Origin of the sequence: Kitasatospora sp. NPDC004745, from assembly GCF_042873275.1 — a bacterium.
Taxonomy (GTDB): Bacteria; Actinomycetota; Actinomycetes; order Streptomycetales; family Streptomycetaceae; genus Kitasatospora.
In genome coordinates this window covers 15,140-35,066 of the sequence record NZ_JBIALK010000002.1, presented here as the reverse complement: position 1 = coordinate 35,066, position 19,927 = coordinate 15,140, and the positions used below count along the sequence as shown (strand labels likewise).

The following is a 19,927-nucleotide window of genomic DNA, read 5'->3' as shown; positions in this document are numbered from 1 at the left end:
TGCCGTCTTCACCACCGCAGGCATGCCCGGGCGGACGTCGGTGCAGCTCAGCGGCCGTCCGGACCGCGGCGGCGGCGCTCCAGCCTGATCAGCCAGACGAGTCCCGCCACCACCGCGGCGGCCACCAGCAGCACCGCCACCAGCTCACCACCGGAACCGCCGGTCGGCGACGGGGCCACATCGGCCAGCAGGATCGTCGTCATGCCATCTCCTCCTCGTTCCGCACCGGGCCGCCCCCGCGGACGGTCCCCGGACCCAGCACCAGCATCAGCAGCACCGGGAACTCCAGATAGGCGTGGTAACTGGCCACCGCCGCGTACAGCGCCCGGCCCTGCGCGTAGTCCACCGCGAAGAGCACCGCCAGCAGCCCGCCCGCCGCAGCGCCCAGCGCCCAGGGCCGCCCGCCGCGCAGCGCCGGCACCCGGGCGTCGAACCCCTCCGCCGCCTCCGGCGCGTACCGCGGCAGGAACCACACCCAGACCACGTAGTGCATCGTCTGCAGGAAGGCGAACACCGCCAGGAAGCGCAGGCCCACCCCCGGCGTCAGCCACGCCGGCGGGGTGTAGGCCGCCACCAGCCGGCCCGTCCAGCCCTGGGCGCCCCGCGCCAGCCAGCGGTCCAGCACCCCGCCCAGCAGCAGCGCCGGCACCACCAGCACCCACCCCGCCTGCAGCACCAGGAACGCCGTGCGCCCCCGGGTCAGCCGGCGCGACCACTCCCACAGGAACAGCAGCGGCACCACGTTGTGCAGGTGCGCCAGCACCACGAAGTGGTACGCCGGGAACGCCAGCGACGCCGAGGCCGCGACCGCCAGCACCAGCCCGGCCGCCGCCAGCGGCAGCCGCCGGCCGCGCAGCCCGTACTGGCAGGCCGCCGCCAACAGCCCGTAGGCCAGCAGGATCTCCGCCCGCTGCGCGAGCGGCGAGGGCGGCAACAGGCGGCAGACCACGATCCCGGTCACCAGGGCCAGCAGCAGCCGCAGCAGCGGACCGGCCAGCACCGCGGCGAAACGGCCCGCCACGTAGCGCAGCTCCAGGACGTTGTGCAGCAGCCCGAAGGCCGCGAGACCCAGCACCGCCAGACCGGTCGGCGCCCGCAGCGCCAGCACCAGCGCCGCGGCGGCCGCCAGCGCGAAACCCGTCAGCGGCGCCGCACCCAACCGGGCGGCGGCCCCCGGCGCGGGCCAGACGGCCGGGACCGCGGCCGGCCCCGCACCCGGTACGACGTCGGTGGCCATGGTCCCCTCCCCGTGGCACGATCCCCGCCGTGCCCTACGCCCTCGCCCTGGGCCTCACCCTGCTGGTCGAGGTCCCCGTCTACACCGCCGCCCTCACCCGGGCCGGCGGCATCCGCCCCGGCCGGGCGGCGGCCGCCGCCGTCCTGGTCAACCTGGCGACGCACCCGCTGCTGTGGAGCTCCCTGCGGCACTTCTCCGCCGGGCCCGCCGCAGCGTACTGGACGGCCTTCGGGCTCGGCGAGGCCGCCGTCTGCGCGGTCGAGGCCGCCCTGCTGGCGCCGCTCGCCGGGACGTCGGTGCGCGGCCCGCTGCCCTGGGTCGCCGCCGCCACGGCCAACGCCGCCTCCGTCCTGGCCGGGCTGCTGCTCGGGCGGTAGGGCCCGCGGCGCCGGGTGTCGGTACGGTGGGCCGTCGAACCGCAGGTAGCCGCGGAGACGCGCTGGAACGGGCCGGGGGCCGACCGATGATCGTGGTGGACGCATCCGCACTGGTGCTGGCACTCGCCGACGGGGGCGAGCGCGGGGCCGCCGCCCGGGCCGAACTCGCCGCCGACCCCGACTGGACGGCCCCCGAACACGTCGTCGTCGAGGTGATGCAGTCGCTGCGCGGCCTCTACCTCGCCAGGGAACTGACCGCCGACCGGGTCGCCGAGCTCACCCGCGAACTGGCCGGGCTGGCGATCCGCAAGGTCGAGGTGGCACCGCTGCTCGCACGGATCTGGGAGCTCAGGGACAACCTCACCCCGGACGACGCCGCGTACGTGGCCGTCGCCGAGCTCCACGGGGTGCCGCTGGTCACCGCCGACCTGCGGCTGATGCGCGCCAGCGGGCCGCGCTGCGAGATCCGGGGGATCCGGCGGGCCGCGGACCGGGCCTGACGGTGCCCTCGGCGGCCCGGCCGCGTTAGCAGGGTGTCCGTCGTCCTGCCCGTGGGAGGCCCCCGATGCCCGCTCCGTTCGCCGCCGCGCTGCTGCCGCTCGCCCTGCTCGCCCCCGCCGCGTCGCCGGTCTCCCTCGTCGAGGCCGACTTCGACCCGGCGACGGCCTTCGTCCCGCCCGCCGCCGTCAGCTACGCGGACGACCTCGTGCCGTACGGCTCGCACGCGACCGTCGTCACCGACCGCTCGGCGCCCGGACGCACCGTGCTCACCGTGACCGTCACCGGGCTCGCGCCCGGACACGAGTTCCCGGCGCACCTGCACACCGGCGCCTGCGGGGCCGACCCGGCCTCGTCCGGGCCGCACTACCAGGACGCCGTCGACCCGGTGCAACCATCGACCGACCCGGCCTACGCCAACGACCGCAACGAGCTGCGGCTCGTGCTGCGCACCGACGAGCGGGGCGACGCCACCGCCTCGGCCGCGGTGGCCTGGCAGCCGCGGGCGGGCCAGGCCCGCTCGCTGGTGCTGCACGCGGGCACCCCGGCCGGCCCGCACGCGGCGGGCGACCGGGTGGCCTGCGTCAGGCTGGAGAAGTAGCCCCCGGGCCCGTGCGCGGGCCGGGGTGGCCGGGGCGGGACGGGATCCAGGGCCGGGGGCGGGGTCGAGCGTCGTCAGGAACCGAGGGTGGCGACCAGGACCGCCTTGATGGTGTGCAGGCGGTTCTCGGCCTGGTCGAAGACGACGGAGTGCGCCGACTCGAACAGCTCGTCGGTGCACTCCAGCTCGGTCATGCCGGTCGCCTCGTACATCTGCCGGCCGACCACCGTGCCGAGGTCGTGGAACGCGGGCAGGCAGTGCAGGAACTTCACGGCCGGGTTGCCGGTGGCCCGGACGGTGTCCATCGAGACCTGGTACGGCTTGAGCAGCTCGATCCGCTCGGCCCAGACCTCCTTGGGCTCGCCCATCGACACCCAGACGTCGGTGTAGAGGAAGTCCGCGCCGGCCACGCCCTCGGCCACGTCCTCGGTGAGCGTGATTCGGGCGCCGGTGGAACCGGCCAGCGCCTCGGCCGCCTTGCGGACCTCCTCGGCCGGCCACAGCGCGCGCGGGGCGACGATCCGGATGTCCATCCCCAGCAGGGCGCCGGTGACCAGCAGCGAGTTGCCCATGTTGGAGCGGGCGTCGCCGAGGTAGGCGAGGGCGACCCCGGTGAGCGGCTTGGTGGTGTGCTCGGTGATGGTGAGCACGTCGGCGAGCATCTGGGTCGGGTGCCACTCGTCGGTGAGGCCGTTCCAGACCGGGACGCCGGCGTGCGCGGCCAGCTCCTCGACGACCTCCTGGCCGTGGCCGCGGTACTCGATGCCGTCGAACATCCGGCCGAGCACCCGGGCGGTGTCCCGGATGGACTCCTTGTGGCCGATCTGCGAGCTGGCCGGGTCGAGGTAGGTGGTGGAGGCGCCCTGGTCGTGGGCGGCCACCTCGAAGGCGCAGCGGGTGCGGGTCGAGGTCTTCTCGAAGATCAGCGCGATGTTCTTCCCGCGCAGCCGGGGCTGCTCGGTGCCCGCATACTTGGCCGCCTTGAGCCCGGCGGCGAGGTTCACCAGGAAGCGGAACTCCTGGGGCGTGAAGTCGAGCTCCTTGAGGAAGTGCCTGTTCCGGAGGTTGAAGGCCATACCGGGCTCCTGGGACGACGGGACGTACGGGAAAGCGGCAAGTGTATACGACGTTCAGAATTTCTATACAAAGCAAGGGTGAACGAGGGGGGAGACCGGACGGACTCCCCCCTCGTACCAGTCTGCCCAGTCCTCGGTACCAGTCCGCCCGGTCCTCGGTACCAGTCCGCCCGGTCCGCCCGGTCCGCCCGGTCCGCGCCCGGGACGGCCCCGTCGGCGGACTACAGGCGCGGATCCACCGGCTCGGACTCCAGTGCCAGCACCGCGAACACCGGCTCGTGCACCCGCCACAACGGCTCACCGGCCGCCAGCCGGTCCAGCGCCTCCAGACCCAGCGCGTACTCGCGCAGCGCCAGCGACCGCTTGTGCCCCACCGACCGCTCGCGCAAGCGGTCCAGGTACTCCGTGTAGTCCGGGCCGTAGACGATCCGCAGGTACTCCCGGCCGCGCACCTTCACGCCCGGCTGCACCAGCCCGCCCGGACGGCCCTCGCCCCGCGCGGTGCGCACCAGCGAGGCCAGCGGCTTGACCACCATGCCCTCGCCGCCCGCCGCGGTCAGCTCCTCCCACCAGGCCGTGGCGGCGGCCAGCGAGGCCTCGTCCGCGGTGTCCACCAGCAGGCGGCCGGTGCGGCGCAGCAACGGCTCCCGGGATTCCCCGGCGTGGGCGCCCCCGGCCTCCCCCGCGCGGGTGCCGTCAGCGGCGTCCGGCACCCGGGACGCGTCCCCGCAGGCCGCCTCGTCGGCGTCCACCAGCCGGTCGATCCAGGCCAGGTGCTCGTCGTGCGGACGCACCGCCAGGTTAGCCCCCTCCGCGGCCAGCACCTGGAACGGCGCCAACCGGACGCCCGACAGGCCCTCGGTCGGCCAGCAGTAGCGCCGGTACGCCTCGGTGAACGCCTCCGCGTCCGCCGCCCGCCGGCGCTGGCGGCCGGTCAGCTCCGCCACGTCCAGCCCTCGGCCGGCCGCCCGCTCCAGCGCGGCCAACGCCTCCGGCAGCGCCGCGCCCGCCGCCGCACCGACCGCCGCGTACTGGCGGCGCAGCAGCTCGACGGCCTTCAGCGACCACGGCATCAGCTCGGCGTCCAGCAGCAGCCAGCCGGTGCCCAGCTCGTCGAAGAGACCCGACCGCTCGGCGGCCTCCCGCACCCGGCCCAGCACCGCGACGGTCAGCTCCTCGTCGGCGAGGAACGCCCGGCCCGTCCTGGTCCAGACCGCGCCCGGGCCGGCCACGCCGAACCTCCGCTCCAGCTCCCCGTCGTCCCGCGACACCAGCACCACCGCGCGCGAGCCCATGTGCTTCTCCTCGCAGACGAGGTGCCGCACGCCGTCCGCGCGGTAGCCGGCGAACGCCTCGTACGGGTGCTCCAGGTGGCCGTCCCGGCGGGAGGCCGCGCTCGGCGCCATGGTCGGCGGCAGGTAGGCGAGCAGCCGCGGGTCCAGCGCGAATCGGCTCATCACCTCCAGCGCCGCGGCGGCGTTCTCCTCCCGCACCGCGACCCGCCCGTGCAGCGCGGTCTCGACGCTGCGCCGGCCCGCCACGTCGGCGAGGTCCAGCGGACGGCCGTCGCGGGCGCCCGGCGCGTCGCTCACCAGCGGCCGCACCGGCGCGTACCACTCGCGCTCGGCCGGCACGCCCACCACCTCGCGCTCGGGGTAGCGCAGGGCCGTCAGGCTGCCGCCGAACACGCAGCCGGTGTCCAGGCAGAGGGTGTTGTTGACGAAACCCGCCGTCGGCACCGGGGTGTGGCCGTACACCACCAGCGCCCGGCCGCGGTACTCCTCCGCCCAGGGGTAGCGCACCGGCAGCCCGAACTCGTCGGTCTCGCCGGTGGTCTCCCCGTACAGCGCGTGCGAGCGGACCCGGCCGGAGTTGCGGCCGTGGTAGCGCTCCGGCAGACCGGCGTGGCAGACCACCAGCGCCCCGCCGTCCAGCAGGTAGTGGCTGACCAGACCGCGCATGAACTCCCGCACCTCGGCCCGGAACTCCTCGGACTCCCCGGCCAGCTGGTCCAGCGACTCCTGCAGGCCGTGGGCGACGGTGACCTTCTTGCCGTCCAGCGCGCGGCCCAGCTTGTTCTCGTGGTTTCCGGGCACGCAGAGCGCGTGCCCGGCCGCGACCATCCCCATCACCAGGCGCAGCACACCCGGCGTGTCCGGGCCGCGGTCGACCAGGTCCCCGACGAACACGGCGGTGCGGCCCGCCGGGGGCACCGCGTCCACCGGGCGGCCCCGGGCGTCCCGGGTCAGCGTGTAGCCGAGACGGGTCAGCAGGGTCTCCAGCTCGGAACGGCAGCCGTGGATGTCGCCGACGATGTCGAACGGGCCGGTCAGGTGGCGCAGGTCGTTGTAGCGCTTCTCCAGCTCGATCCCGGCCGACGCCACCTCGGCCGCACCGCGCAGGACGTGCACCTTGCGGAAGCCCTCGCGCTCCAGACCCTTGAGCGAGCGGCGCAGCTCGCGGTGCTGGCGGGGGACGACGTGCGCCGCCAGCCGGCGGTCCGGACGGCTGCGGTTGCGTTCCGCGCACACCCCGGGCGGGACGTCCAGCACGATCGCGATCGGCAGCACGTCGTGGTCGCGGGCGAGCTGCACCAGCCGTCGCCGCGCCTCCGGCTGCACGTTGGTGGCGTCCACCACGGTCAGCCGACCGGCCGCGAGGCGCTTGCCGACGACGTAGTGGAGGACGTCGAAGGCGTCGCCGGAGGCGGACTGGTCGTTCTCGTCGTCGGCGACCAGACCGCGGCAGAAGTCGGAGGAGACCACCTGCGTGGGCAGGAAGTGGCGCCGGGCGAAGGTCGACTTGCCCGAGCCGCTGGTGCCGATCAGGACGACCAGGGAGACGTCGGTGACGGGGAGGCGGCGGGCGGCCGTCCCCTCCCCGGCTCCTTCGGTCCTTCCGTCGGTGGCTTCGTCGGTCATCGGGGATCGCCTCCTTCGGGCGTGGGGGTGCCGGGCGTGGTGGGGGTGCCGGGCGTGGTGGGGGTGCCGGGCAGGGCGGGGGTGCCGGGCAGGGCGGGAGCGTCGGGGGCGTCGGGGGCGATCCGGAAGAGCGCCAGCTGGGTCGGCGCACCGACCTCCCCGTCCTCCGGACCGACCGGGCGCAGCTCCACCGCGTACCCGTACGTGGCCGCGACCCGCTCCGCCCAGCCGCGGAACTCGGCCCTGGACCACTCGAAGCGGTGGTCGGCGTGCCGGACCGCGCCCGCCGGCAGGCTCTCCCAGCGCACGTTGTACTCGACGTTCGGCGTCGTCACGACCACCGCACCGGGCCGGGCCGCCCCGAACACCGCGTACTCCAGCGCGGGCAGCCGCGGCAGGTCCAGGTGCTCGATCACCTCGCACAGCACCGCCGCGTCGAAGCCCTTCAGCCGGGCGTCCGTGTAGGTCAGGGCGCCCTGTTCCAGCGTCACCCGGGCGGCCTGCCGCTCCGGCAGCCGGTCCAGCCGCAGGCGGCGGGCCGCCGCCTGCAGCGCCCGCGCGGACACGTCCAGGCCGAGGACCGCCGTGAAGCGGGCGTCCTTCAGCAGCTCGCCGACCAGCTCGCCCTGGCCACAGCCGAGGTCCGCCACCCTGGTCGCGCCCGTCTCGCGCAGGGCCAGCAGGATCGCGGCACGCCGCTGCTCGGCGAGCGACGGCGGCTTCGGGCCGTCCGGCACCACGGTCGGGTCCACGGCCTCGGCGGTGAGGGGCCCGGACACCCCGGGCCGCTCCCCGCTGTCCGGGCGGTCCTCCTCCAGCGGGCGGTCGTCGACCGCGTTGTCGACCTCCTCGGGGGTGCGGTCGTCCGCCTCCGCGAGCCGGGCCAGCTCCAGGCGCTCCATCGCCGCGCGGGTCAGCGACCAGCGCCGGGACAGGTAGCGGCGGGCGATCAGGGCGCGCTCCGGGTGGTCCGCCAGCCAGCCCTCGCCCGCGGCGAGCAGCTTGTCCACCTCGTCCGGGGCGACCCAGTAGTGCTTCGCACCGTCCAGCACCGGCAGCAAGACGTACAGCTGCTGCAGGGCGTCGGCCAGCCGCACCGACTCCGAGGCCAGCGCGAGCCGCACGTACCGGGACCCGCCCCACTGCGGGAAGGCCTCGTCCAGGGGAACGGTCCGTGCCTCGACCCGCCAGCCCAGCGGCTCGAACAGCCTGGCCACCAGCTCCGGGCCGCCGCCCTCCCCCGCACCGTTCGCCGGCACCGCGGGCAGCTCGATCCGCAGCGGGCGCGGCCGGTCCGCCAGCCCGGGCCGGGCCGGACAGTCGCCCTTCATCGCCGACCGGAACACCGTCCGCAGCGCCACCGCGAGCAGCGAGGACGCCGCGTAGGGGCGGTCGTTGACGTACTGGGCGAGCGCGAAGTCGGGCGAGCCGCCGCGGCCCTTGCCCCGGCCCCGGCGGACCAGCGCGATCGGGTCGACGTCCAGCAGCAGCGCCGCCGTGCAGACCTCGTCGCCCGCCTCGGGGTAGAAGACGTGCGCCTCGCCGTGCGACGTCGCGAAACGCTGGACCTTGTCCGGGTGCTTGTGCAGCAGGAAACCGAGATCGGTCGCGGGGCTCCCGGCGCTGCCGGTGGTGGAGATCGACATGAACACCCGCCCGAGTATCGCCGAGCGCGCGGGGACCCGGCACCCGGGTTTTCACCCGCCGGGCGGCCTGGTCGGCGGCCTCCGGACCGGCCCGTCGGGCCGGTCGGGCACCACCACGACCCCGGCCGGGCGCCGTGTCCGCACGATGGGCGTGTTCGGCAGCCCGGGCCCGCATTGGCTAACGTGCACGATGTGACTGCTGAATCCACCTCCCTCCCGAACGGCGCCGTCGCCGCGGGTCTGGCCACCATCGCCGCCGACGGCACCGTCCTCGACACCTGGTTCCCCGCCCCGGCCCTGGCCGCCGAGCCGGGCCCGGCCGGCACCGTCCGCCTGACCGCCGAGCAGGCCGAGGCCGAGCTCGGCGCCGGCGCGGCCGAGGCGCTGCGCGCCGACGCGCGCCGCGGCGTCGAGGTGGTCGCCGTGCGCACCACCATCGCCTCGCTCGACGAGAAGCCGCTCGACACCCACGACGTCTACCTGCGTCTGCACCTGCTCAGCCACCGTCTGGTCCAGCCCCACGGCCAGAACCTGGACGGCATCTTCGGTCTGCTCGCCAACGTGGCCTGGACCAGCATCGGCCCCGTCCCGGTGGACCAGGTCGAGCAGGCCCGTCTCGCGGTGCGCGCCCAGGGCGGCCAGCTCGCCGTGTACGGCATCGACAAGTTCCCGCGGATGACCGACTACGTCGCCCCGAGCGGTGTGCGCATCGCCCACGCCGACCGCGTCCGCCTCGGTGCCCACCTGGCCGCCGGCACCACCGTGATGCACGAGGGCTTCGTCAACTTCAACGCCGGCACCCTCGGCACCTCCATGGTCGAGGGCCGGATCAGCGCGGGTGTCGTCGTGGGCGACCACAGCGACATCGGCGGCGGCGCCTCGATCATGGGCACCCTCTCCGGCGGCGGCAAGCAGGTCGTCTCGGTCGGGCAGCGCTGCCTGCTCGGCGCCAACGCCGGCATCGGCATCTCGCTCGGCAACGACTGCGTCGTCGAGGCCGGCCTCTACGTGACCGCCGGCACCCGGGTCACCACCCCGGACGGCACGGTGGCCAAGGCGGTCGAACTGTCCGGTCAGGACAACCTGCTGTTCCGCCGCAACTCGCAGACCGGCGCCGTCGAGGTCATCGCCCGCTCCGGCTCCTGGGGCGGCCTGAACGCCGACCTGCACGCCCACAACTGACCTGCGGGCGCACGCCGTCGGGGGCCCGGAGCCGAGACCGCTCCGGGCCCCTCCGCGTGGCCCGGCGCCGTCAGGGCTTGCGGTGGCGCCCCGGCGCCCGGCGCGGCTGCGCCGGCCAGGCCGACCGCACCACGCCGTCACCCTCGATGCCGTGCAGGATCCGCTGCGCCGCCGCATAGTCCTCGGCGACGGCCTCGGGCAGCCACTGGTAGCCGTCCCAGCGCACGATCAGCCGCGGCTGCGCCGGCGCCACGTGCGCGCCGCGCCCCCGGCCCGCGTCCCCGCCGCCGCGGCTGCTGTCGTGGATGCCGTCGCGGGTACCGCCGTGGCCGCCGTCGCCTTCGGTGACTCCGAGCCCCACGGCCCGCAACTGCCCGACGGGCCGCCGCCGTTGTTCCCGCCTCGCCGCCCACTGGGCCAGCGGCTCCTCCTCGTCCATCGCCCCAGTCTGGCCCCTCGACCCCGGTGAGGGGCAGCCGAATCACCCTCCCGAGCGACACCCCGACACAGCCTGACGCACCGCCCGCGCCGACGGCCGCCGCCCTTCCCGGGCCTCACCCGGACCGGCCCGCACCGGACGGCGCCGGGCCCGTCGGCGCGGCGCCGAAGGCCCGGCGGCCGACCCGGGGAGCCGTATCCTCGCCGAGTGGACCGGCTCAGCGCCCTCCGCGGGCTCCGGCCCGTCGAAGCACTCGAGGAGCAGCTCGCCGCGCAGGTCGTCCAACTCCTCGACCGCTCCCGCCAGTAGGGCCTGCACCCACGCTTCCAGGGATCCGTTCGCCAACGCGGCGTTCGGCACCCGGCTGACCGGTGGCGGCCCCATCACCTCCCACCCCGACCCGCCGTCCGCGCGGAACAGCAGCCGGTACCAGTAGGGCTGCCAGTACGGCTTCTTCAACGAGGATCAACTCCCGGTGTCGTCTCGGTCGGTGAGCCCCTCCGGGGCCGGCCGTGCGGAGCCGGACCGGCCCCGGAGGGGGTGGGGGCCGGACCGGAGCGCCGCGGGGGACGCTCCGGACCTGCTCGGCGCAGCCCGGACCCCGCCGGGCTCAGCCCGTGGGGCCGCTCGGTGCAGGGGCGAGCTCGGCGGCCAGCCTGCTCAGCTCCGGCCCGTACGCGGGGTCGGTCAGGGCGGCGGCGAACTGGGCCCGCAGGTAGGCGGCGGGGTTGCCGGTGTCGTACCAGGTGCCGTCGATGACCTGCCCGTAGACGGCGCGCCGGGCCGCGTACGCGTTGATGGCGTCGGTCAGGTAGACCTCGTCCTCCGGCTTCTCGTGCCACCGGCGGGTGAGGTCGCGGATCTCGTCGACGATGCCGGGGGTGATCACGTACCCGCCGATGGCCGCGAAGGAGGAGGGGGCGTCGACCGGCTTCGGCTTCTCGACCAGGCCGGTGATCCGCAGCGAGCCGTTCCCGAGGTCCTCCTTCACCACCGGCACGCCGTAGCGGTAGGAGTCCTCGGGCGCCATCGGCATGAGCGCGAGGACCGGCGCGTTGGTCTGCTCGTACGCCCGGATGAGCTGCTGCGCCCGGGGCACCTCGGCGACGAAGACGTCGTCCGGCCAGAGCACCAGGAACGGCTCGTCGCCGAAGTGCCGGGCGGCGTTGAGGACCGGGGTGCCGTTGCCGTACGGGCCGTGCTGGTACAGGTAGCTGATGTGCCCCTTGCGGGACAGCTCCCCGATCTCCTCCACCGCGTCCGCGAAGGCGGCCTTGCCGTCGCGGCGCAGCTGCTCCACGAGGACGGGGTTGGGGCGGAAGTGTTCCTGGATCAGGCTCTTGTCACCCGAGACGACGATGGTGATGTCGGTGACCCCGGAGTCGACGAGCTCACGGACGGTGTGCTCGATGACGGGCTTGTCCCCGACGGGGAGCATCTCCTTCGGGGTCGCCTTGGTCATGGGCAGCAGACGGGAACCAAGGCCGGCGGCCGGGATGACGGCTCGGCGAATCGTCTTGGGAGCCATGTGACCCTCTCTCATGTGCGGTGATAATGCGCCGTGTTGGCGCGAAGGCCGATCGACGCTACCAGCGATGGAGGCGTGATCGTTTTCGGTGGTCGTGCGGCGCCCCACGCCCGACGCCGCACGTCGGAGGCCGCACGCCGGAGGCCCGAAGCGGGCCCGCGGGGTGGCGAGGGCCGCGGGGTCGGCGGGGCCGGAAGCCCGCAGGTGCCGGCCCGGAGCCGCCCCGCCCTGGGCATGCCAGGGGGCGCGCTTTAGCCCAGGCTGCTCCGCGGCGGCAACCCCGGCTCACCCGGGAGGCTTACGGCCCAGCGGAGTTGGACCGCATCGGGTGGTGCGCGGTGACCGGCCGCCGGAACGGTTCGTTGGGCGCTGCGGCGGGGCGTGCGCCTCCGGTGGCAAGGCGTCTGCCACCCCCGCCGCGCGGCCGGGCCACCGCCGGCCGCTTCACACCGCACTACCGATCCGAAGAGGTCCCGTCATGTCCGAACCCTCTGCCACGCCGCAACTCCCGAGCAGCTCCACGGTCTCGGGCGCCGGCGCATCGGCCGGGCCCGCCGCGCCCAAGAGCCTGCTGGAGCAGATGCAGGAACTGCTCGCCTCGGTGACCGCGGACATCGCCGAGCTGCAGTCCGCCACCGCGGCCGGCTACCCCGCCGGCACGGACACCTCCGCCGCTCCGACCGCGCCGGGCGCCCGGTAGTCCGGAACCCCCTCCGCCGGTCCGCCCTCACCCGGCGGGCCGAGCCGGACCACGAGTATCGGTGAACCGCGACCGGCCGGCGCGGCCTCCCCCCGGCCCGGCCCTGCCGCACGCGCCGCCTCCTCGGCCCGGCTCGCCGCCTTCCGCAGCAGCCCGGTGAGGTCCTTGCACTCCGACACCGCGTCGACGCCGTCGATGCACGTCCAGTAGAGGCTCTCGGTGTCGGCGCCACAGGCCAGCACCACCAGCGTCTCCCCGACGTCCCGCAGGAGCCCGTCGAGCTCCCCCAGGGCCGTGGCCGGGTCACCCAGTTCGGTGAGGCGCCCGGCCCGCCCGCCGTTCAGCACCGCGGCCCTGACCACCGAGCGGTCCAGGCAGACCGCCGCGTGCGCGCCGGCCTCGGACAGCTGCTGGCCCAGACCGGTGAGCCCGTCGTCGTCCAGCTCCGCCAGCCGGGCTCCCACCGCCTCGGTGAGCAGCGCGGCCTGCCGCGCCTCGGCCAGGACGTCCGGTACGTGCCTGGCCTCGGCCAGGGCGTGCCGGGCCCTCCTGATCAGTCGCAACGCCTCCATGGCGGCCACTCCCCTCGCTCGCTGTCGCCGTGGGACCGGCGGCCGCCGGAGGGGCGGTCGTGCGGTCACGGCGAAAGCGTGCGGCGAAGCCGTCGGGCCCGCATCCAGGAATGCGGAAGCTGTGGACAACTCCGGGGTTGTGGATGACTTCCGTCCCTCACAAGGGTTGGTCGCCCACGTCCGGGTTGACGTCCGACGGCTCGGCCGGCACCGGGAAGCGGGATTCGTTGCGCTCGATCTTGGCCGCGAGTGCCTCCAACGGGTCCACCCCGACGACCGTGCAGAACTGCACCAGGTACGCGAGGACGTCCGCGACCTCGTCCCGCACCCGGTGGGCGCGCTCCGGGTCGGACATCACCGCGGCCGCCTGCTCGGGCGTCAGCCACTGGAAGATCTCCAGCAGCTCCCCGGCCTCCACGCTCAGGGCCGCCGCCAGGTTCTTCGGGGTGTGGAAGGGCTCCCACCGCCTGGCCGCCGCGAAGTCCGACAGCCGCTGCCGAAGGCCCTCCATCGTCGGACCCGAGGGCGCCGGCGCCCCCGGCGATCCCGCGGGCTCCGGCGATCCAGCGGACTCCGGCAACCCCGGCGACGCCGCGGATCCCGCAGCACCCCCGGCCGCCTCAGCAGCCCCGGCCCCCGCAGCCCCGGCCGGCCCCGCCGGCCCCGTCACTCGTTCGTTCACCCGTCCAGGTCTACCTCATCCGCCGCCGCTCCCGCCGCGTCCCCCCGCCCGCACTGGGCCGGCACCCGGGCCGCCCCGGACCGCAGCACGGTGTGCCCGGAGTCCGGGTCGCGCCGGCACTCGACCAGCGCGGCCGCGCCCGCGCCCAGGTCGGCCGCGCCCAGCGCCTCCCGCGCCGCCGCCGGTTCCTGCAGCGCGGCCAGGACCCGCAGCTGGTTGCGTCCCGACATCTCCCGTGCGAGCCGCAGCAGCGAGGCGGTCTGCTCGGTGGAGAGCCCGGCCCCGAGGTCCTCGGCGAGCACGGTGAGCTGCCGGTGCGCCCAGGGCACCTCGGCGGCCGGGTCGAGGTCGAGCACGCCGGCGCCGGTGAGGAGCACGGCGGCGAAGGCGAGGTGGCGCAGCATCCCGTCGGAGGCCTGGTCGGCACCGGTCCGCCCGAGGACGCCCTCGTCGAAGACCGCGAGGACGCGCCGTTCCGGCCCTTCGCCGCGGTGCGCGAGGGCGAGCCCGAGCAGCGGGTGCGGGGCGGCGGACTGGACGACGCGCAGCAGCTGCCCGTAGCGCCGCGGGCACTCGCCGGCCAGCCGGGCGATGACGGCGGAGACGTTGGCCGCGTTGCTGCGCAGCCGGGCCTGCGGGTCGGGGCGGGCCCAGCCCCGCATGAGGGCGGGGACGGGGTGGACGGGGAAGACCTCGCGCAGGGCGGTGAGCAGGTCCTCCGTGGCGGCGAGGACCAGGCGTTCGCCCGGGGAGGAGCCGGCGACGCGCAGCGGGAGCTGCGCGCTGATCATGGTGCCGCTGGGGAAGGGCGCCCGGATGTCGCCCTGGCGGGTGTCGTTGTGCCAGCAGACGTTGACGCGCCGCTTGCGGACGTCCTGCTCGCCGGTGTCGACGAGGGTGCGGCCGTCCAGGGTGAGCGATTCGCGGGCGATCCGGACCGGGCCGTCGGTGCGCACGACGACGTCGAGCCGGATCCGGCCGTGCGGGGAGCGGACGGTGCAGCCGAGGATGATCGCGTCCCGCCCGTGCGGGACGCAGCCGGCGAGGCCGCCCCGGACGGGCTTGGCGAGGGGGCCGGTCCGGTCCGGCAGTCCGTCGAGGGAGCCGGCGACCTCCTCCCCGAGGGCGAGCCGGGAGAGCACGGCGAGGGCGTCGAGGGCGTTGGACTTGCCCACCCCCGCGGGCCCGTGCAGGACGGTGAGGGGGGCGAGCGGCAGGACGGCCCGCCGGTAGGACTTGAACGAGGTGAGCCGGAGCTCCTCGACCGTGGGGCGTGTTACGGGCGGCCGATCGGGCCCCGGGGCGCCCGGTCGGAGGTGGGCCGGCGCGGCGGGCCGGGTGGCGTCGCGGTTCACCCGTCGGACGTTAGCCGCAGCCCGGTCGGCAGAAACGTGCCTGCTCGGCAGATTCATCCCAACGTGGCGGACCCGCCCGGTCCGGTGACCGACCGCGCAGCGCCGGGCGGCCGCCGACCGCCCACGCCTGCGCCTGTGCCTGCGCCGTCACCGACGGCGTGGGCCGCGCCGTCACCGGAGGCCTCGGCCGCGGCGTCCCGGCCCCGCACCGCTCAGCGCCGGTAGGCGGCCACCGTCACCGAGGCGGTGACCTCGACCGGGTCGGGCAGCCCGGCGAGGGCCTCGGCGAGCCGGCCGGGGTCGGTGTGCCAGGCGCTGGGGCCCATGCCGACGACGGTGCGGACCTCGTCCGGGCCGAGCCGCAGGGTGAACTCGACCTGCCGCTGCCCGGCCGGGGTCAGGTGGGGGTTGAGCTTCTCGTCGATCCGCCGCTGCTTCTCCTCGTCGACCGACAGCAGCCCCAGCGCGTCGACGAGTTCGCGCAGGTGGCGCGAGGTGGGCGAGACCAGCAGCAGGGTGGCGCCGGGGCGCAGCACCCGGCGGATCTCGGGCCCGTTGCGGGGTGCGAAGACGTTGAGCATCAGCCCGGCGGAGGCGTCCCGCAGCGGCAGCGGCCGCCAGGCGTCGCAGACCACGGCGCCGATCCGGGGGTGGGCCCTGGCCGCGCGGCGCAGCGCGTACTTGGAGATGTCCAGGGCGGCGCCGGCGCGGTCGGGCAGGGCGTCGAGCACGTGGGCCAGGTAGTGGCCGGTGCCGGCGCCCAGGTCGGCGACGAGGCCGTCGGGGTCGGCGGCCCCGGCCTCCTCCGCGAGGGCCTCGGCGATGGGCCGGTAGTGGCCGGCGGCGAGGAAGTCGGCGCGGGCGGCGACCATCTCCGCGGTGTCACCGGTGCCGGTGTGGGCGTCGCCGGCGAGGAGGCTGACGTAGCCCTGCTTGGCGAGGTCGAAGCTGTGTCCGGCGGGGCAGCGCAGGGTGCGGTCGTGCCGGGTGAGGGCCTGCGCGCAGTGGGGGCACGCCAGGTAGTGCTCGATGTCCTGCAGCAACGTTCCGTCTTCTCTCGCCGTTCGCCCCGCGCACCCGCGGACCCACGGGTCCCCGGACGCCCCGGGGTCCTGCTGGCCCGGTGGCCCTGGGCAGCCAGCCTAGGCCCTCCGGGCAGACCGGGCCGGAGCCGTGCCCTCGCACCTGCCCGCCCCGGTTCGGTCTGCCCGGGGCGCCGGCGGCCCCGGGGCGACGACAGCGTGGCACCGCTCCCCCGACCGCTCCCCGACCGGGCTACCCGACTGGCTACCCGACCGGGATCCGCCCCCGCTCCGCCGCGACGCGCAGGGCGAGCGCGGCGAGCGCCTCGGGCGCACCGGCCCGGCCGCGGATGCCGGGGAAGGCGTTGACGTCGACGATGACGGGCTCCGCCGGGCCGTCGAGCAGGTCGACGCCGTAGACGTCGAGCCCGAACACCTCCCCGACGCGCAGGGCGAGCGCGGCCCGGTCGGCGGGCGGCTCCCAGTCCTCGGCCGGCCCCGACTTCCCCGAGCCGGAGGCGAGTTCGGACTGCCGGCGGGCCGCGAAGACCTGCCGGTCGACCACCCACAGCTTCTGGTCCCAGCCGGTCCCCGGGACGAAGGGCTGGGTGACGACGGGCTCGTCGGGCCAGCGCGCGGCGAGTTCGCGCAGCCGGTCGGGATCGTCGACCCGGGCGACCAGGTCGTGCCGCCTGCTGTGCCGGCTCTTGACCACGAACGGGTGGGCGGGGGCGACGAGTTCGGCCAGTCGGCCGGCGTCACCGGTGGCCGCGAAGGGGAGCCCGGCGCCGCGCGCGAGCTCGGCCATCCGCACCCGGTCCTGGCAGAGTTCGGTCGCCGCGGCCGAGTTGACGACGGGCGCACCGCGGCGCTCCAGCTCCCGGGCGAGCGCGAGTGCCTGCGGCGTGCGGGCCTTGAGCAGGTAGACGTCCGCCGACGCGTCCGCCGGTCCGGCGGGGTCGACGGCCAGCACCTCGTGCCGGCGCCCCAGCAGTGCGGCGGTCGCCGCGAGCACCGGGTGCCCGGGGTCGCCGGTGATCAGCCCGATCCTCATATCGCCCCGCCGAAGTCCCGACCGCCGAAGTCCCGGCCGCCGAAGTCACCACCGAACTCGCCACCGAAGTCCCGGCCCGCGAACTCACCACCGCCGAGGTCCACCCCGCCGAACCCTCCGCCGGCCGGTACCAGCGCCGGGGCGGGCGCCGAGACGGCCGTCCCGCTGCGCGCGAGCCGCAGCACCGCCCGGGCGACCCTGGACACCGCGTCCGGCACCTTGCGGAAGCTCGGGAAGTCGTTGATGTCCACGACCACCGGCCCGTCCGGTCCGAGCAGCACGTCGACGCCGTACAGGTCGAGTCCGAACACCTCGCCGACCTGCGCCGCGATCCGGGCGACCTCGGCGGGCAGCGGCACCTGTCGTTCGCGGACGCCCTGCCCGGGGTGGATCGGGGAGGAACGTTCCGTCGCGAAGAGCTCCCCGTCGACGCAGTACACCTTGAGGTCGGTACCGGAGTTGGGCACGTACGGCTGGGCGATCAGCAGCCCCTCGCCGGCGAGCTCGGGGCCAAGGTCGAGCAGGTGGTCGGGGCTGGTCACGAGCCGGACGGCGCGCCCGGAGCTGCCGTCGGCGGGCTTCACCACGAGCGGGTACTCGGCGGCGGGGATCTCGGCGAGCCGCTCCCAGCGGGCGGCGGCGTAGGTCACGGGGACGGGCAGGCCGCGGGTGCGGGCGATCACGGAGGCGAGCGCCTTGTCGCGGACGCTCCGGATGGAGCGGACGTCGTTGACGGTGGTGAGGCCGACGGCGGCCGCCGCCTCCAGCAGGGTGAGCCCGGGACCGCCGGACACCGTCTTGAGCACCCAGGCGTCGTGGCTGCCGGCCCGGACCGCCTCGGAGATCGCCATCAGCGAGTCGCCGGGGCGCAGCACGTCCACGTGGTGTCCCCACTCGGTGAGCCGGCGCACCACGTCGAGCGGCATGCCGTCCTGCCGGTAGTGCTCCTCCACCAGAAAGCAGAGCCTCATGGGCCTGTCTTCCCCCCTTGCCTTGCCGAGTGCGGACGTCCGCCGTCCCCCTCCGGCAGTTGTGAAGGCATCAGCATGCCACGCGGTGTACACACAAGATCGCTGCGAGCCGGTAAGCGTTCGGCAACAATCGGGCTCCCGGCCCGGTGCCGGGCGGCGGGTGCCGGTCCGGGAGACGCGTGCGGACGGCGGCGGGCTCCGGGGACAAAGCGGTGGCGGCCCCGGCGGGCCCCCTGCTTGGATGCACGCCGTGACTTCTGCCGATCATGATCCCGACCGTTCCCTGCTCGACGCGATCGAGCGCTACTACGACGCCGTGCCGCGCAGCGCCGCACGGGCCGAGGACTTCGGCCCGCTGACCCTGTTCGTCCGCGAGGGCGCGGGCTGGCCGTACTACGCCCGCCCCACGCTCGGCCACCGGGGCCCGGCCGCCACCGCCGCGGACGTCCGGCGGGTACTGGGGCGTCAGCGCGAGCTGGGGCTGCCGGAGGCGTTCGAGTGGGTGGCCGAGCACGACCCCGCGCTGCGCGCCGCGGTGGAGGCCGCCGGGCTGGTGGTGCACGAGCACCCGCTGCTGGTGCTGGGCCCCGGGGACGAGCCGGCCCCGCTGCCCGGGCTGCCGGAGGGGACGCGGGTGCGGGTCCTGGCCGCGGACGCGCCGGAGCTGGCGTCCGCCGTCACCGTCCCGCACCTGGCGTTCGGCGACCCGGGCACCGGGGTGGGCACCGCCGGTGCGGCGGAGCTGGCGGAAGCCGTCGGGCGGATGGTCGCGGAGGGCTCGGTGGAGCGGATCGCGGGTCGGATCACCGCCGGCACCACCGTGCTGGCCGCCGCGCTGGCGGACGGTGCGGCGCTCTGCGCGGGCCAGCACAATCCGGTCGGCGCGGTCACCGAGGTGGCCGGGGTGGGAACGCTGCCGTCGGCGCGGCGGCGCGGGCTGGGCCTGGCGGTGACGGCCGCCCTGGTCGCGCACGCGCGGGCGAACGGCGTGCGGACGGTGTTCCTGTCCGCGGCCGACGAGGACGTCGCCCGGATCTACCGCCGGGCGGGGTTCCGCCCGTTCGCGACGGCCCTGATCGCCGAACCGGCCCCGGAGCGGTCCGGATCCTGACCTCCCCGGCCCCGGCGGCCGCAGAGGTCGATCGGGCCGCACGGGCCGGTCGGACGGCTGGCGGGGCGGTACCGCCCCGGGCGCGGGGCGACCGGGACGGGGACCGAAGCGGCGGCGGAAGGACGGGGCGGGGCGGGGACGGCGACGGGGACGGCCGTCAGTCGTCGTCCTCGTCCTCCGCCCCGCTGACACCCTCCCCCTCGGCCTCGTCCACCACCCACGCCGACAGCCGCTCGGCGACGCCCGACACCCCGAGCCGGCCCTCCCGGATGGCCCGGGCGAGGCTGCGCACCTCGCGCGCGGTGGTGGCGACGGTGCAGCCGCTGGCGACCAGGTAGGCGTAGGCGACGGCCGTCGCGAAGAGTTCGTTGGTCTTCTCCAGGGCCGGCACCCGGATCAGCTGGTGCATCAGGGCGGCGGCGCGGTCCTGCGGTTCGGGGTAGACGTCGATGTCGAAGATCTCCGCCTGGTGCCGGGTGACGGCCGCGAGCAGTGATCCGTAGTCGGTGACCTGCGGGTCACCGGGGGTGTACTGCTCGGCGGTCATGAGCAGCCACGAGAGGTCGACCTCCAGTTTCAACGGCGCACGTCCTGCAGGTCGCCCGGCTCCCCGAACTCGGCGAGGAAGGCCGTCTCGTACTCCTTCATGAACTGGGCCGCCGCGTCGACGAAGGCCCGCCCCGCCTCGCCCATGTCCTGCTGGACCAGGCGCTCGATGTACTGGTTCATGCTGATCCCCTGCTGCTCCGCCCGTTCCCGGGCCATCTCGGCGGTCGTGGCGTCCACCCGGACGTTCAGCTGCTTCTTACCCATGAATCCCAAGCTAGCGCTGAAGTGCTAGCACAACAAGGGCGCGCGCACCGACGCCGCACGCCCCGAACGAGCCCCCCGCACCCCCGCACCCCCGTAGGCCCCGAGACCCCGGCCGCCCGAGCACCCCCTGAACGCGCGACGG

General features: G+C 75.7%; 21 protein-coding genes. 6 read left to right on the top strand and 15 right to left on the bottom strand.

All coding sequences use genetic code 11. From position 1 onward, the window contains the following. Positions 1–47: 47 nt before the first annotated feature. Complete coding sequence (locus ACFYUY_RS03620; RefSeq protein ID WP_360211606.1) at positions 48–203, bottom strand: hypothetical protein; 156 nt, start codon at positions 201–203, stop codon at positions 48–50. Continuing rightward, positions 200–1,237, bottom strand: a complete 1,038-nt coding sequence (locus ACFYUY_RS03615; RefSeq protein WP_360211608.1) for a hypothetical protein — start codon at positions 1,235–1,237, stop codon at positions 200–202. Before ACFYUY_RS03615 ends, ACFYUY_RS03620 begins: the two co-directional genes overlap by 4 nt. A 29-nt stretch (positions 1,238–1,266) precedes the next feature. Between ACFYUY_RS03615 and ACFYUY_RS03610 the strand changes: the two genes are divergently transcribed. From ACFYUY_RS03610 to ACFYUY_RS03600, 3 genes are all read left to right on the top strand, one after another. Further along, positions 1,267–1,614 carry a hypothetical protein gene (locus ACFYUY_RS03610; protein ID WP_360211610.1) on the top strand — a complete coding sequence of 116 codons (348 nt, stop codon included), beginning with the start codon at positions 1,267–1,269 and terminating at the stop codon, positions 1,612–1,614. Between the two features lie 95 nt (positions 1,615–1,709). Further along, positions 1,710–2,114, top strand: a complete 405-nt coding sequence (locus ACFYUY_RS03605; protein WP_360211612.1) for a type II toxin-antitoxin system VapC family toxin — start codon at positions 1,710–1,712, stop codon at positions 2,112–2,114. Between the two features lie 65 nt (positions 2,115–2,179). After that, positions 2,180–2,713 (top strand): superoxide dismutase family protein, encoded by a 534-nt coding sequence (locus tag ACFYUY_RS03600; RefSeq protein ID WP_360211614.1) that lies wholly within the window; start codon positions 2,180–2,182, stop codon positions 2,711–2,713. Between the two features lie 74 nt (positions 2,714–2,787). On the opposite strand, the gene argF is transcribed toward ACFYUY_RS03600, so the two are convergent. The 3 genes from argF to ACFYUY_RS03585 form a co-directional block, all read right to left on the bottom strand. Beyond that, positions 2,788–3,789, bottom strand: a complete 1,002-nt coding sequence (argF, locus tag ACFYUY_RS03595) for an ornithine carbamoyltransferase (protein WP_360211616.1) — start codon at positions 3,787–3,789, stop codon at positions 2,788–2,790. Positions 3,790–4,010: 221 nt separating this feature from the next. Continuing rightward, positions 4,011–6,710 (bottom strand): polynucleotide kinase-phosphatase, encoded by a 2,700-nt coding sequence (locus ACFYUY_RS03590; RefSeq protein ID WP_360211618.1) that lies wholly within the window; start codon positions 6,708–6,710, stop codon positions 4,011–4,013. Then, the gene (locus ACFYUY_RS03585; protein ID WP_387897569.1) at positions 6,707–8,362 is read right to left on the bottom strand and encodes a 3' terminal RNA ribose 2'-O-methyltransferase Hen1; all 1,656 of its coding nucleotides are present in this window, start codon (positions 8,360–8,362) and stop codon (positions 6,707–6,709) included. Before ACFYUY_RS03585 ends, ACFYUY_RS03590 begins: the two co-directional genes overlap by 4 nt. Before the next feature lie 186 nt (positions 8,363–8,548). Here ACFYUY_RS03585 and dapD point away from each other — a divergent pair, with 186 nt between their 5' ends. After that, a complete protein-coding gene (dapD, locus tag ACFYUY_RS03580) occupies positions 8,549–9,538 on the top strand; it encodes a 2,3,4,5-tetrahydropyridine-2,6-dicarboxylate N-succinyltransferase (RefSeq protein ID WP_387897566.1) in 990 nt (329 codons plus the stop codon). 70 nt (positions 9,539–9,608) lie between these two features. Here dapD and ACFYUY_RS03575 read toward each other — a convergent pair whose 3' ends face one another. Both ACFYUY_RS03575 and ACFYUY_RS03570 read right to left on the bottom strand, forming a co-directional pair. Continuing rightward, positions 9,609–9,977, bottom strand: a complete 369-nt coding sequence (locus tag ACFYUY_RS03575) for a DUF6087 family protein (protein WP_360211624.1) — start codon at positions 9,975–9,977, stop codon at positions 9,609–9,611. A gap of 610 nt (positions 9,978–10,587) precedes the next feature. Beyond that, complete coding sequence (locus tag ACFYUY_RS03570) at positions 10,588–11,505, bottom strand: UTP--glucose-1-phosphate uridylyltransferase (protein ID WP_387897562.1); 918 nt, start codon at positions 11,503–11,505, stop codon at positions 10,588–10,590. 478 nt (positions 11,506–11,983) lie between these two features. On the opposite strand from ACFYUY_RS03570, the gene ACFYUY_RS03565 reads away from it, so the two are divergent. Further along, positions 11,984–12,205 (top strand): hypothetical protein, encoded by a 222-nt coding sequence (locus ACFYUY_RS03565; protein ID WP_360211628.1) that lies wholly within the window; start codon positions 11,984–11,986, stop codon positions 12,203–12,205. On the opposite strand, the gene ACFYUY_RS03560 is transcribed toward ACFYUY_RS03565, so the two are convergent. From ACFYUY_RS03560 to ACFYUY_RS03535, 6 genes are all read right to left on the bottom strand, one after another. Beyond that, a complete protein-coding gene (locus ACFYUY_RS03560; RefSeq protein WP_387897559.1) occupies positions 12,151–12,777 on the bottom strand; it encodes a DUF6099 family protein in 627 nt (208 codons plus the stop codon). The genes ACFYUY_RS03565 and ACFYUY_RS03560 overlap by 55 nt on opposite strands. Positions 12,778–12,934: 157 nt before the next feature. Further along, positions 12,935–13,288, bottom strand: a complete 354-nt coding sequence (locus ACFYUY_RS03555) for a nucleotide pyrophosphohydrolase (protein WP_387897556.1) — start codon at positions 13,286–13,288, stop codon at positions 12,935–12,937. 167 nt (positions 13,289–13,455) lie between these two features. Next, the gene (locus tag ACFYUY_RS03550; RefSeq protein WP_387897553.1) at positions 13,456–14,814 is read right to left on the bottom strand and encodes an AAA family ATPase; all 1,359 of its coding nucleotides are present in this window, start codon (positions 14,812–14,814) and stop codon (positions 13,456–13,458) included. 212 nt (positions 14,815–15,026) lie between these two features. Beyond that, positions 15,027–15,857: a putative RNA methyltransferase gene (locus ACFYUY_RS03545; RefSeq protein ID WP_360211636.1), complete on the bottom strand. Its 831-nt coding sequence runs from the start codon at positions 15,855–15,857 to the stop codon at positions 15,027–15,029. Between the two features lie 244 nt (positions 15,858–16,101). Then, the gene (locus ACFYUY_RS03540; RefSeq protein ID WP_360211637.1) at positions 16,102–16,890 is read right to left on the bottom strand and encodes an alpha-L-glutamate ligase; all 789 of its coding nucleotides are present in this window, start codon (positions 16,888–16,890) and stop codon (positions 16,102–16,104) included. Further along, positions 16,887–17,861 (bottom strand): RimK family alpha-L-glutamate ligase, encoded by a 975-nt coding sequence (locus ACFYUY_RS03535; RefSeq protein WP_387897549.1) that lies wholly within the window; start codon positions 17,859–17,861, stop codon positions 16,887–16,889. Before ACFYUY_RS03535 ends, ACFYUY_RS03540 begins: the two co-directional genes overlap by 4 nt. Before the next feature lie 250 nt (positions 17,862–18,111). On the opposite strand from ACFYUY_RS03535, the gene ACFYUY_RS03530 reads away from it, so the two are divergent. Next, the gene (locus ACFYUY_RS03530; protein ID WP_387897546.1) at positions 18,112–18,972 is read left to right on the top strand and encodes a GNAT family N-acetyltransferase; all 861 of its coding nucleotides are present in this window, start codon (positions 18,112–18,114) and stop codon (positions 18,970–18,972) included. 157 nt (positions 18,973–19,129) lie between these two features. On the opposite strand, the gene ACFYUY_RS03525 is transcribed toward ACFYUY_RS03530, so the two are convergent. Together ACFYUY_RS03525 and ACFYUY_RS03520 are read right to left on the bottom strand one after the other, a co-directional pair. After that, a complete protein-coding gene (locus ACFYUY_RS03525) occupies positions 19,130–19,552 on the bottom strand; it encodes a fic family toxin-antitoxin system, toxin component (RefSeq protein WP_360211643.1) in 423 nt (140 codons plus the stop codon). Then, positions 19,549–19,785 (bottom strand): toxin-antitoxin system HicB family antitoxin, encoded by a 237-nt coding sequence (locus ACFYUY_RS03520; RefSeq protein ID WP_360211645.1) that lies wholly within the window; start codon positions 19,783–19,785, stop codon positions 19,549–19,551. The genes ACFYUY_RS03525 and ACFYUY_RS03520 overlap by 4 nt, the downstream gene beginning before the upstream one ends. Between the last annotated feature and the right edge of the window lie 142 nt (positions 19,786–19,927).